Annotated in this window: 2 protein-coding genes and 1 pseudogene; all 3 read right to left on the reverse strand. The window is 73.4% G+C overall.

The features are described from left to right. A partial coding sequence (locus LY13_RS24665) for a type I polyketide synthase (protein ID WP_253830961.1) occupies positions 1–1,787 on the reverse strand: 1,787 nt, incomplete at its 3' end. Between the two features lie 32 nt (positions 1,788–1,819). After that, a pseudogene (locus tag LY13_RS24670) lies at positions 1,820–10,522 on the reverse strand (type I polyketide synthase); the annotation flags it as partial. Positions 10,523–10,576: 54 nt separating this feature from the next. Beyond that, a partial coding sequence (locus LY13_RS24675) for an SDR family NAD(P)-dependent oxidoreductase (protein ID WP_253830963.1) occupies positions 10,577–14,408 on the reverse strand: 3,832 nt, incomplete at its 5' end.

The following is a 14,408-nucleotide window of genomic DNA, read 5'->3' on the forward strand; positions in this document are numbered from 1 at the left end:
GCCTCCGCAAACACCGGAAACACCGACGCCAACTGCCGGCCCATACCCACACGCTGACTGCCCTGACCCGTAAACACGAACGCCGTACGACCCGAGGTGGCCGTCCCCCGGAGAACCGCGGGCCCGAGTGCCGCCGAATCGTGTGCCGAGGGCTCGCCGGCGACGAGGCGGGTCAGCCCGTCGCACAGTTCCCGGGAGGTGTCGCCCACGACGACGGCGCGCTCCTCGAACTCGGACCGCGCAGCCAGCGACACCGCGACGTCGGCGGGCGAGGCCTCGTCGGGCAGGCCCGCCAGCAGTGCCGAGGCCTGCCCGCGGAGGGCGTCCTGCGAGCGCGCGGACACGGGCCACGCCACGACACCTTCGGGCGGCGTGGGTTCGGCGGCTTCTTCGTCGGGGGCCTGCTCCAGCACGACGTGTGCATTCGTGCCGCTCACCCCGAAGGCCGACACGCCGGCCCGGTGCGGCCGGTCGGTGTCGGGCCACGCGCGCGCCTCGGTCAGCAGCTCCACGGCACCGGCGGACCAGTCGACCCGGCTGGTGGGCTCGTCGACGTGCAGTGTCCTGGGCAGCACGCCGTGGCGGAGCGCCATGACCATCTTGATGACTCCGGCGACGCCCGCGGCCGCCTGGGTGTGGCCGATGTTGGACTTGATCGCGCCGAGCTGCAGCGGGATCTCACGGTCCTGGCCGTAGGTGGCCAGCAGCGCCTGCGCCTCGATCGGGTCACCCAGCGTGGTGCCGGTTCCGTGCGCCTCGACGGCGTCCACGTCGGACGGTGCGAGGCGGGCGTTGTCGAGCGCCTTCAGCACAACGCGCTGCTGCGCGGGCCCGTTCGGCGCGGTGAGGCCGTTCGACGCACCGTCCTGGTTGGTCGCCGATCCACGCACCACGGCGAGCACCCGGTGACCGTGGCGCCGGGCATCGGACAGGCGTTCCAGCAGCAGCATGCCGCAGCCCTCACCCCAGCCCGTTCCGTCGGCCCCGTCCGCGAACGCGCGGCACCGTCCGTCGGCGGACATCCCCTTCTGCCGGGAGAACTCGACGAACAGCGCGGGCGTGGCCATGACCGTGGCGCCGCCCGTGAGCGCCAGCGAGCACTCCCCCGCCCGCAGCGCCTGTACCGCCAGGTGCAACGACACCAGCGAGGCCGAACACGCGGTGTCGACGGACACGGTCGGGCCTTCGAGTCCGAGGGTGTAGGCCACCCGACCGGAGATCACGCTGGCGGCGTTGCCGGTGAGCAGGTGCCCGTCGACCGCGTCGCCCGCCTCCACGACGAGGCTCGTGTAGTCCTGGCCGTTCGTGCCGACGAACACGCCCGTGTCGGTCCCGCGCAACGCCACGGGATCGAGCCCCGCCGCCTCGATCGCCTCCCACGAGGTCTCCAGCAGCAGGCGTTGCTGCGGGTCCATGGCAACGGCCTCACGCGGCGAGATCCCGAAGAAGCCCGCGTCGAACTCGGCGGCACCGTCGAGGAAACTGCCGCGCGCCGCGTAGAACGTGCCTGCCCGCTCGCCGTCGGGATCGTAGAGCGCGTCGATGTCCCAGCCGCGGTCGGTGGGGAGGTCGCCCGTGGCGTCCCGCCCCTCGGAGACCAGCTCCCACAGTTGCTCGGGACCGGTCACACCGCCCGGGAACCGACACGCCATGCCGACGATCGCGACCGGCTCGCCCGCCCGTTCCTCGGCGGCGCGCAGCTTCTCGTGCGTGGCCTCGAGCTCCGCGGTGGCGCGCTTGAGGTAGTGACGGAGCTTGTCCTCGGTGCTCTGCCCGGGATCGGACATCTGCGGGGTCCCTTTCTCTTCCCTGGGCGGTGTCAGGAAATGCCGAATTTGGTGCCGAGGAGGTCGAACATCTCCTCGTCGGTGGTGTCGTCCAGGTCTGTGCCCTCGCCGCTCTCGCCGTCGTCGGGATCGTCCAGCAGGGCGCGCAGCCGGGTGAGCACCCGGGTCCGGGTGGTGGCGTCGAGCGTGTCGGCCGACAACGCCGTTTCCAGGCCTTCCAGGTCGCGCAGGGCTGTCTCGGCGGGATCGGCTCCGTCGACCAGGTGTCCGGTCAGCAGGTCGGCGATCGCCTGTGCGGTGGGGTGGTCGAACACCAACGTCGCGGGCAGGTCCAGTCCGGACGCGGCGGCGAGCCGGTTGCGCAGGTCGACGGCGGTCAGCGAGTCGAAGCCGAGATCCTTCAGGGGTGTGGCCGCGGGCAGTTCTCCTGCGCCGGTCCGGCCGAGCACGGCGGCGACCTGATCGCGCACCTCGGCCAGCACCACCTCCTCCGCCTCGCGCGGCGCGAGCCCCGCGAGGCGGCCGCGGAGACCGCCCTGGGCGGCTCGTTCGGCCGGTTCGGGGACCGAGGCGTCGGGGATGGTGGCGAGCAGCGGGCTGGTACGGGTCGCGGCGAACCCGGCCGTGAACCGGGCCCAGTCGATGTCGGCGACGGTGACCACCGTGTCGTCGTGGTCGAGTGCCTGTTCCAGCGCGGCCACGGCCAGCTCCGGCGGCATGGGGGTGAGCCCGCCCTGGTCCATCCTCCGGGTCCTGGCCTCCCCCTGTTCGGCCAGTCCGCCACCGCCCCATGCGCCCCACGCCACGGACGTCGCGGGCAGCCCGGCGGCGCGGCGGCGCTCCGCGAACGCGTCCAGGTGTGCGTTCGCGGCCGCGTAGTTGCCCTGCCCCGCGCCACCGGTGGTGGACGCGAGTGAGGAGAACAGCACGAACGCCGACACCTCGCCCGCGAGGTCGTGCAGGTTCTGCGTGCCGGTCGTCTTCGGGCGCAGCACCGTGGCGGCGCTCTCGGGGGTGAGCGCGTCGAGCATGCCGTCGTCGAGCACACCCGCGGTGTGGAACACGGCGGTGACGGGACACCGGTCGAGCAGCGCGGCGAGAGCGCCGCGGTCGGCGGTGTCGCAGGCCGCGACGGTCACCTCGACGCCGGACGCCCGCAACTCGTCGGCGAGCGCACCGGCGCCCGGTGCGGCCTCGCCCTGCCTGCTGACGAGCAGGAGGCTGTCGGCCCCGCGGGACACGAGCCAGCGGGCGACGTGCCCGCCGACCGCTCCGGTGCCCCCGGTGACGAGGATGCGGCCCTCGGGTTCCCACTGCCCGGCGGCGGGCGCGGCGCTCACCGGGGCGCGCACCAGCCTGCGAGCGTGGACCCCCGACGAGCGCACCGCGACCTGGTCCTCGTCGGCTGCGGCGAGGACGCAGGCGAGCCGTTCGGCGGCGCGGTCCGTGGCGGTCGCGGGGAGGTCCACCAGCCCTCCCCAGCGGCGCGGGTGTTCGAGGGCCGCGACCCGGCCCAGACCCCACACCTGGGCGGCTGCGAGATCGTAGGGCGCGTCGCCGGCTCCGACAGCGACGCCGCCCCGGGTCACGCACCACAACGGTGCCGTGTCGCAGGCCGAGAGCAGTGCGCTCGTGGCCATGAGGGCGGCGCTGACCTCGGGGGTGGCCGGCAGCGGGCGGGTGTCGAGAGCCAGCAGGGACACGACCCCCTCCCACTCGTCGTTCCCTGCGTGGCCTGCCCGCGGGCACGTCTCGGCGAGTACGGTGGCGTCGCTGTCGGCGGCCACGACGGTGCACGTCACGGTGGCGCCACGGGCGGTGAGGGCGCGGGCCAGTGGCTCGCTCCAGTCGTCCTCGACACCGTCGGGCACGACGATCAGCCAGTGGCCGCGGAGCGTCGCCGAGGTCTCGGGCAGCTGTTCCCAGGTGATGCGGTAACGCCAGCCGTCCAGCGTGTCGCGGGTGGTGCCGCGGTCGCGCCAGGCGGCGAGGGCGGGCAGGACGTCGTCGAGCGTCGCGTCGGCGTCCACCCCGAGTGTCGTGGCGAGCGCGTCGCGATCCCCGTCCGCCACGGCGGCCCAGAACTCCGCGTCCTCGGCGGGAAGCGAGGCGGGACGGGCGGCGGGCGTCGGCCAGAACCGCTCGTGCTGGAACGGGTAGGTGGGCAGGGCGACGAGGCGACCGGGGGCGACGGCGTTCCAGTCGGGCGTCACGCCGCGGACCACGGCCTCGCCCAGGGAGAGCATCAGCCGTCGCAGTCCGCCCTCGTCGCGCCGCAGCGAGCCCACGGCCACGACGTCGTCGGGCAGGGCCATCGTCAGCACCGGATGCGGCGAACACTCCACGAACGTGCCGAACCCATCAGCCCTCAACCGTTCCACCGCGCCGGCGAATTCGACCGGGTTGCGCAGATTGTCGAACCAGTACTCCGCGCCCATCGCCGAGCCGTCCTCGACCCGCCCCGTCACCGTCGAGTACACCGGAACCTCACCGGCCCGCTGCACCACCGGCGCCAACACATCCAGGAGTTCCTCGCGCAGATCGTCCACCTGCGACGAATGAGAGGCGTAATCCACCGGAACCCGCTTCGCCCGAACGTCATCGGCCTCACAGGAGGCAATCAGCTCGTCCAACGCCTCCTGCTCACCCGAGACGACCACCGCCGACGGGCCATTCACCACCGCCACCGACAACCGATCACCCCACCCGGAGATGCGCGCGCGAACGTCCTCCACACCCGCAGCGACCGACACCATCCCGCCGCCACCGGCCAAACGCCGCAACGCCCGAGAACGCAGAGCAACAACCCTGGCCCCGTCCTCAAGAGACAGAACCCCCGCCACCACCGCAGCAGCAATCTCACCCTGCGAATGCCCCACCACCGCGGCAGGCTCCACACCCCACGACCGCCACACCTCCGCCAACGACACCATCACAGCCCACAACGCCGGCTGCACCACATCCACACGCTCAAGCAACTCGACGTCAGCCAGAACATCCGACAACGACCACTCCACAACCCCCTCGAGAGCCGCCTCACACTCCGCCAGACGCCCGGCGAACACCGGCGACTCCGCAGCCAGCTCGCGCGCCATCCCGACCCACTGCGAACCCTGACCCGGAAACACCAACACCAGCCGACCCGGATCGTCGGCGGAGTCGCCGCAGGCCACGAGTGGGGACGCTTCGCCGCGGCTCAGCGCCGCCACGCCGGTGAGCAGCTGCTCGGCGGTGCCACCGACGACGGCGGCCCGGTGCGGCAGGGAGGCACGTCCGGCGAGCGTTGCGGCCACGTCCACCGGCGAGAAACCGTCCGCCAACGCGGTGTGCAGTCGCGCCGCCTGTGCAATCAGCGCGGACTCCGACCCGGCGCTCAGCGGCCAGACCACGGCCGCCGGTTCACGGGACTCGGTCGGTTCGACGGCAGGCCCCTCCTCGAGCACGACGTGGGCGTTGGTGCCGCTCACGCCGAACGACGACACCGCCGCGCGACGGGGCCGGTCCACCTCCGGCCACGGCCGTCCGCCCGCGAGCACCTCGAGGGCGCCCTCGCTCCAGTCGACGTGCGGGGTCGGCTCGTCGACGTGCAGTGACGCGGGCATGAAGCCGTGCCGCATCGCCAGGACGGTCTTGATCACCCCGGTCACCCCGGCCGCGGCCTGCGTGTGGCCGAGATTGGACTTGACCGAGCCGAGGTACAGCGGGTCGCTACGATCCGCGCCGTAGGTGGCCAGCAGGGCCTGCGCCTCGATCGGGTCGCCCAGTGCCGTTCCGGTGCCGTGCGCCTCGATTAGGTCCACATCGGACCCGGTCAGCCCCGCGGCATCCAGAGCGCTGCGAATGACACGGTGCTGTGCGGGACCGTTGGGGGCGGTGAGTCCGTTGGAGGCGCCATCGGAGTTGACGGCCGTGCCGCGCAGCACGGCCAGGACCGGACGGCCGAGCCGGCGCGCGTCGGACAGCCGCTGCACGACCAGCACGCCTGCTCCCTCTCCCCATCCCGTGCCGTCGGCGGCCGCCGCGAAGGGTTTGCACCTGCCGTCCGGGGCCAGTCCGCGCTGCCGCGCGAACTCGACGTAGGCACCGGGGGTGGACATGACGGTCGCGCCGCCTGCGAGCGCGACGTCGCACTCGCCGCTGCGCAGGGCCTGGGCGGCCAGGTGCAGTGCCACGAGCGACGACGAGCAGGCGGTGTCGACGGTGAGGGACGGCCCGGTGAGGCCGAAGGCGTACGAGAGGCGGCCGGACACGACGCTGGCCGCGTTGCCGGTGGCGATGTGGCCGTCGACGGGATCGGCGGAGTCGGTGACGAGCGACAGGTAGTCCTGCCCGTTGGTGCCGACGAACACGCCGGTCGAGCTGCCACGCATGCCGCAGGGGTCGAGTCCGGCACGTTCCAGCGCCTCCCACGTGGTCTCCAGCAGCACGCGCTGTTGCGGATCCATCGCGAGCGCCTCGCGCGGCGAGATGCCGAAGAGGTCGGCGTCGAAGCCCGTGGCGTCGGCGAGGAAGCCGCCCTCGCGGACGTAGGTGGTGCCGGACCGGTCGGGATCGTCGTGGAACAGTGCGGCGAGGTCCCAGCCGCGGTCCCGCGGGAACGGGGCGACGGCGTCACCCTCGTCGACCAACAGTTCCCACAGGTGCTCGGGGGAATCGACACCGCCCGGCAGCCGGCACGCCATGCCCACGACGGCGATCGGATCGTCGGAGGTGTCCCTGGTCCGGCTCTCCGGACCGGTTTCACCCGCGAGGAAACGCGCCAGGTCGGCGGGCGTGGGATGGTCGAAGACCACCGTGGTCTGGAGTGTGCGCCCGACCGCGGGGGCGAGGAGGTTGCGGAACTCGACGGCGGTGAGCGAGTCGAACCCCAGGTCGCGGAACGCAGTGCCGGGAGGAACGGAGGCGGCCCCGTCGTGGCCGAGCACGGTCGCGGCCGTCTCCCGAACCAGGCGCAGCGCGGATGCCTCGTCGGTCACCGCCTCCGGCGCGGGGGCGGCGGCACGCCGTGCCTCGGGGATCGTGGCGAACAGCGGGGTGCCGCGCGCGCCCAGGACGTCCCAGTCGATGTCGGCGATCGTGACGGCGGGCAGCCCGGTGCCGACGGCCGTCGAGAGGGCCGCCAGTGCGCGGCCGGGGTCCATGGGTGCGAATCCTCCGCGCGCGACGCGGTCGGCGGCGCCGGTGTCGACGGCCATGCCCGCCCCTGCCCACGGTCCCCACGCCAGGGACGTCACCGGGACGCCCTCGGCGCGGGCGCGGCGCGCGAACTCGTCCAGTTCGGCGTTGGCTGCGGCGTAGTTGGCCTGGCCTGCGGCGCCGAACGTGGCCGCGGCCGACGAGAAGACGACCAACGCCTCGACGTCACCGGCGACCTCGACCAGCACCGACGCGGCGTCGCGCTTGGGAACGGTGACCGCCTCCAGCCGCTCGGGGGTGAGACCGTCGAGAACGCCGTCGTCCAGCACGCCCGCCGTGTGGATCACGGCCGTCGGCCGGATCTCGGCGACCAGCGCGGCCATGGCCCCACGGTCGGTCGCGTCGGCGGCGCGCACCTCGATCCCCGGTTCCGCGGCCGGCTCGGCGGCTCCCGGAGCGTCCGGACCGCGCCTGCTGACCAGCACGACTCGCTCGGCACCCCGAGCCGTGGCCCACCGTGCGACTTCGACGGCCAGTCCACCCGTTCCGGTGATCAAAACTGTCCCGTGTGGACACCAACTGCCCCGTCCCGAGGCCCGGACGAGCCTGCGTGCGAACACGCCGTCATCGCCGACCCTCACCTCCGGCTCACCAGTGGCCACCGCGGCGCCCAGTTCGGACGCCTCGCCGGTCACCCGCACGAGTCCGCCCCACCGTTCGGGGATCTCGAGTGCGGCCGTACGGCCGAGCGCGGCGATGGCCTCCGTGTGCTCGCCGTCGTCGGGCAGCACGAACCACAGTGGACGGTCGGCGTGCTGCAGCAGGGACAAGGCCTCCGCGGGTGTGGCGGGGCTGTGGGGTGCCCAGTCGGACGGCAGCTCGGCGGGCTCGGGGGTGATCCGCTGCCAGGTGACCTGGTACAGCCAGTCGGGGCTGCCGTCGCCTCCGCCTGCGCCCCCGACGACGCCCGCGTCGAGCCAGTACCGTTCGTGCTGGAACGCGTAGGTGGGCAGGTCGACGACACGGCCGCCCCGGGTGAACGAGCTCCAGTCGACACGCCTGCCGCCGCCGTGCACTGCGCCGAGCGCGCGCACGGCCGTCACGGCCTCGTCACGGTCCCGTAGCTGCGCGGGCACACAGCCCTCGACCACCGGAGTGAGTGCGGCGTCGGGTCCGACCTCGATGATGTGCGCGGCGTCGAGCCGGTCCACGCCGTCGGCGAACCGCACCGGGCGACGCAGGTTGTCCAGCCAGTAGCCGGGCTCGTCGGGTGCCTTCCCACTCGCGACGCCGACGAAGTCGATCGCCGGAGGGGACGGTGTGAGCGCGTCGACGACGTCGACGAGCGCAGGCAGCACCTCATCCATGTGGGCGGAGTGGAACGCGTGGCTGACGGCGAGCTGCGAGATCCTCACCCCACGCGCCCGGTACTCGGCCACGAGCGCGGTCACGGCGTCGGCGTCGCCGGACACGACGACCGAGTCGGCGGTGTTGACGGCCGCGATCTCCACCCCACGGGGAAGCGCGACGTCGGACTCCGCCGCGTCGATGGCCGCCATCGCCCCGCGGGCACGTACCGACCCCATCAGCGCGCCACGTGCCACCACGAGCGCGGCCGCGTCCTCCAGCGTGAACACCCCGGCGGCCCACGCCGCGGCGATCTCCCCCACCGAATGACCGATCACGACGTCCGGCACGACGCCCCACGACTCGAGGAGCCGCACCAACGCGACCTCGAACGCGAAGATCGCGGGCTGGGCGTACTGGGTCTCGTCCAGCCTGCCACCGCTGACGACCGCGGTGCGGATGTCGGTGGGGAACAGGCCCAGCACCTCGCCCCACGCCTCGGCGAACACGGGGAACGCCACGGCGAGTTCGCGGCCCATACCGGCCCGTTGGCTGCCCTGGCCGGTGAAGACGAATGCCGTGCGCCCTCGCGCCGGGGTGTCCGCGGCGCCGGGGCGCCCTGCGATCGTGTCCAGGTCCGCCAGCAGTTCCTCGACGGTCCGTCCGACGGCGACGTCGCGGGACGCCAGGCACGCCCGCGCGTCGACGAGTGTCCTGGCCACGTCCTGCGGCTCGTGCGGCCTCGCCCGCAGCCACGCCGCGAGGCGTGACGCCTGTTCCCGAAGCGCCGCGGGCGTGCGTCCCGACACCGGCCAGGCGAGCACCCCCGGCACCGCCTCACGCTCCGGCTCGCCCGCGTCCGGTCCCGTCGTGTCCGCCTCGTCGGTCTCCGGTGCCTGTTCGAGCACGGCGTGCGCGTTCGTCCCGCTGATCCCGAACGACGACACCGCCGCACGCCGTGGCCGGTCCTGCACCGGCCACGGGCGGGACTCGGTGAGCAGGTCGATGTCGCCCTCGGTCCAGTCGACGTGGGTCGACGGTTCGTCGAGGTGCAGGCTCCGGGGCAGCACGGCGTGCTGCAGCGCGCCGAGAACCTTGATGACTCCCGCGACGCCCGCGGCTGCCTGTGTGTGGCCGATGTTGGACTTGACGGAACCGAGGTGCAAAGGCGTGTCGCGGTCCTGCCCGTACGTGGCCAGCAACGCCTGTGCCTCGATGGGATCGCCGAGGACGGTGCCCGTGCCGTGCGCCTCGACGAGGTCGACGTCGCAGGGCCGCAGTCTCGCCGTGGCCAGCGCCTTCTGGATCACCCGACGTTGGGACGGCCCGTTCGGCGCGGTCAGCCCGTTGGACGCGCCGTCGGAGTTGACGGCGGTGCCGCGGATCAGACCGAGCACGCGATGACCGGCGCGGCGCGCCACCGACAGCCGCTCCAGCAGCACGAGGCCGACGCCCTCCCCCATGCCGGTGCCGTCGGCCGCCTCGGCGAACGGCTTGCACCGCCCGTCGGGTGCGAGCCCGCGCTGCCGGGAGAAGGCCGTGAACACCTCGGGGGTCGGCATGATCGTGGCGCCGCCCGCCACCACCGACGAGCAGTCGCCGCGCCGCAGCGCGTTGACGGCGAGGTGGATCGCGACCAGTGACGAGGAGCAGGCCGTGTCGACGGTCAACGCGGGGCCTTCGAGACCGAACGCGTACGCGATACGCCCCGAGACGACGCTCCCGGCGTTGCCGGTGAGCAGGTGGCCCTCGACTCCCTCGGGGATGTCGTCGGCGGCCGAGCCGTAACCCGAGTACGCGGCGCCGACCAGGACACCGACGTCGTGGCCGCGCAACCCCGACGGGTCCGTGCCTGCCCGTTCGAACAGTTCCCACGTGACCTCCAGCAACTGCCGCTGCTGCGGATCCATGGCGAGCGCCTCGCGGGGCGAGATGCCGAACAGGGCGGGATCGAAGTCGGCCGCACCGGCGAGGAACCCGCCGTGCCGGGCGTACGACGTACCGGGCCGATCGGGGTCGGGGTGGTGGAGATCGGCGGGCCAGCCGCGGTCGTCGGGGAACGGCTCGATCGCGTCCCTACCCTCGGCCACCAGGCGCCACAGGTCCTCGGGCGAACGGACACCCCCGGGGTAGCGGCACGCGGCCGACACCACCGCGATCGGTTCGGACTCACGCGCCTGGTGGGCACGCAGTTTTCCGTCCGTCTCCTCCAGTTCCGCGGTGACCCGGCGGAGGTAGTCGGTCAGCTTCTTCTGCTGGCCGGCCGCACCCCGGTCGGCCGTCGGTCCGTCGGTCATAGCAACCCCTCACACACTGTCCGACCCGCCGAAGCGCTGGTCGATGAAATCGAAGATGTCCTCGTCGGCGACGTCGGCGAGCGCTCGTCCCGGGTCCTCACCGGGTTCGCCGGGAACGCCGCCGGCCGCTCCGGTGGCGGCGGTCCAGCGGTCGAGCAGTTCCCGCAGCCGGGCCGCGACGACGTCACCCGTACCCGGATCCGCCGTGGCCGCGGCGTCGTCGAGTTCCGCCCCCATACCGTCGAGACGGGCCAGCACGTCCCCGGTGGGTGTGGCGGGAGTGGCCGGACCCAACTCGGTGGTGAGATGTCCGGCGAGCTCGGTCGGCGTGGGGTGGTCGAACACGAGCGTCGCGGGCAGTGTCAGGCCCGTGGCCGCGCTCAGCCGGTTGCGCAGTTCGACCGCGGTGAGCGAGTCGAACCCGACGTCCTTGAACGGCCGGTCCTCGTCGACCGCGGAACGATGAGTGAAGCCGAGCACCGCGGCGACGTGGTCGCACACGATGTCGAGCACCAGGCGGTGCCGCTGCTGCGGCGCCGCCGCCGCGAGTCGCTGCGCCGTCGACGCCGACTCCGCCGCCGTGGCCGCGCCGCGCCGGCCCGCCGTCGTGCGGACCAGGCCGCGCAGGATCGCCGGCACGGTCTCTCGCGGGGTCAGGTCGAGGCCGACGGGGACCACGACGGGTTCGTCGACGCGCAGTGCGGAGTCGAACAGACCCACAGCCTCCGCTGTGGACAGTGGATGCACGCCACCTCTGCCCAGCCGTGCGCGGTCGACGTGCGCGGTGAGGCCGCTGGCCTCGTCCCACAGTCCCCACGCCAGCGACACCGCGGGCAAGCCCTGCACGCGACGGTGCACGGCGAGCGCGTCGAGGTAGGCGTTGGCCGCAGCGTAATTGCCCTGCCCCGGACTGCCGAGCGTGGCGCCCGCGGCGGAGAACAGGACGAACGCGGCCAGGTCGGCGTCCCGGGTCAGTTCGTGGAGCGCGGTCGCCGCATCGACCTTGACGGGCAGCACGGCGTCGACGCGTTCGGATGTGAGCGAGTCGAGCGTGCCGTCGTCGAGTGCGCCCGCGGCGTGGATCACGGCCGTGAGCGGATGCTGCGAAGGGACGTCGTCGAGCAACGCGGTCAGGTCGGCCCTGTCGGTCACGTCGCACGCGGCGAGGTGGACGTGGGCGCCCGCGGAACGCAGCTCGTCGGCGAGCTCGGTCGCCTTCTCCGCGGAACGGGCCGCCAGCACGAGACGCCGCATTCCGTGGGCGTGGACCAGGTGCCGGGCGATCAGCGCGCCGAGCGTTCCGGTGCCGCCGGTGATCAGGACGGTGCCGTCGGGATCGAGCGGAGCCGGATTGGTCAGCACGACCTTGCCGGTGTGCCGGGCGTTGCCGACGAACCGGAAGGCCTCACGTGCCCGCCGCGTGTCGAACGTCCGCCGAGGCAGGTGCCTCAGCGCGCCCGCCGCGAACAGGTCGAGGACCTCGCGCAACATCTCACCGATCCGGTCGGGACCCGCGTCGGCGAGCAGATCGAAGGCCCGGTAGGTGACGTCCGGGAGGCCGTCGCGGACGTCGGTCTTGCCCATCTCCACGAAGCGCCCGCCTCGCCGCAGCAGACTCGCCGAGGCGTCGACGAACTCCCCGGCGAGGGAGTTCAGCACCACGTCCACGGGGCCGTCCGCGGCGAACTCCTCGGCGAAGCCGAGGTCCCGTGACGACGCGAGGCGGTCCACGCCGAGTGCCCGCACCGCCTCCCACTTCGCGGGGCCCGCCGTGCCCAGCACGGTGGCGCCCCAGTGCCGCGCGAGCTGCACCGCGGCCATCCCGACCCCTCCGGCGGCCGAGTGCACGAGAACCGACTCCCCCGCTTCGAGCCCCGCCACGTCGCGCAGCCCGTAGTAGGCGGTGAGGAACACGACCGGCACCCCGGCCGCCTCGGCGAACGTCCAGCCCTCGGGGATCGGCGCGAGCATGCGGGCGTCGGCGAAGGCGTGACTGCCGAAACCGCCGGTGAACATGCCCAGTACGCGGTCGCCGGGTGCGAAGCCGGTGACACCGTCGCCGACCGCGGTCACCACGCCCGCGCCCTCACCGCCGAGCTCGGCCCGCTCCGGGTACATGCCCAGCGCGATCATGACGTCGCGGAAGTTCAGACCGGCGGCGCGCACGGCGATCCGCACCTGGCCCGGCCCGGGCTCGGTGTCGTCGCCGGCGTGGTCGACGGCCTCCAGCGCGTCGATCGTGCCCGGTCCGTTCGCCTCGACCCGCCACATCGGACCGGGCGGCACGAGGGACGCGCTCGCGGTGACCCGGTCGAGCCGCGGAACGAGCACCTCGCCGTCACGGACGGCGACCAGCGGCTCGCCGGTGGCGAGTGCGGCCGCCAGTACGGGATCGCTCGCGTGCGCCGCGGTGTCGGTGTCGACGTCGGTGTCGGAGTCGATGAGCACGACGCGGCCCGGTTGTTCGGCCTGGACCGACCGGACGAGTCCCGGTATCGGGGCGTGGACGAGGTCGAGCACGTCCTCGCCGTCGCGGGCCGCGACGGCGCGAGTGGTGACGACGGCGACGCGCGCGGCGCCGTCGGCGAGCGCGGCCCGCAGCCGTTCGATCACGTCGACGACGGCGTCCCGCGGAGTCGTCGCACCGGTGGGACGGACGACCACGGTGTCGTCGGCATGCGTTGCGGTCCCCGCGCGCGTTCCGGCCTCCGCGGGGATCCAGGTCGGCAGGTAGAGCGATTCGGGCGCCGCCTCGAGGGAACGGGCCGTCATGGTGCGTGACACCAGTGACGCCACGGTGAGCACGGGAGCGCCCGTGGTGTCGGCGAAGTGCAGCGACACCGTGTCGTGGCCGGCGGGACGCAGCGTGACGCGCAGACTGCGGGGGTCCGTGGCGTGCAGCGCGGCGCCGCGCCAGGCGAACGGCAGTCCCCCGCCGGGGCCGTCGAGCGCGTCGAGGAGCGCGACGTGCAGTCCGGCGTCGAGCAGCGCCGGATGCACGGCGAACCCGTCCGCATCTCCGACCGCCCCGTCGGGGAGCGCGATCTCGGCGAACAGTTCGCCGCCGCGCCGCCAAGCGGCGCGCAGTCCGCGGAAGGCGGGACCGTAACGGAATCCGGCGTCGGCGAACGCGGCGTAGACCGTGTCGGCTTCGACGGGGATCGGTTCGGCGTCCGGTGGCGGCCACACGGGGTCGGTGGCAGGCGCGTCGGCTCCGTCCGGCGTGAGGACACCCGTCGCGTGTTCGGTCCAGGGCGCGTGCGAGCCCGCCTGTCGGGAGTGGACGGACAGTGCCCGGCGCCCGTCGTCGTCCGGGTCGGCCACGGTGACCTGGATGTCGAGCTCGCCGTGGCTGGGAAGGATCAGCGGCGTGGTGAGCAACAGTTCCTCGACCTCGGCGCAGCCGGCCTCGTCGGCGGCGTGGAGTGCGAGTTCGAGCATGCCGGTGCCGGGCACGACGACGCGTCCCTGGAGGGTGTGGTCGGCCGTCCACGGGTGGGATCCGACGCCGATCCGGCCGGTCAGCACGAGTCCGTCGCCCTGGGCGAGGTCGACGGTGGCGGCGAGGACCGGATGCCGGCCCGGGATACTCGTCCCGCGTGGCGCGTCGATCCAGTAGCGCTCGTGCTGGAAGGGGTATGTCGGCAGGTCGACACGGTGACCGCCGGGAACGACGGCGTTCCAGTCCGGTTCCACACCGGCGACGACCGCCTCGGCCAAGGACAGCAGCAGCCGGTCGAGTCCGCCCTCGTCACGCCGCAGCGAACCCACCGCGACGACGTCGTCGGGCAGGGTCATCGTCAGCACCGGATGCGGCGAACACTCCACGAACGTGCCGAAC

Origin of the sequence: Prauserella aidingensis (assembly GCF_024171865.1) — a bacterium.
Classification (GTDB): domain Bacteria; phylum Actinomycetota; class Actinomycetes; order Mycobacteriales; family Pseudonocardiaceae; genus Prauserella; species Prauserella aidingensis.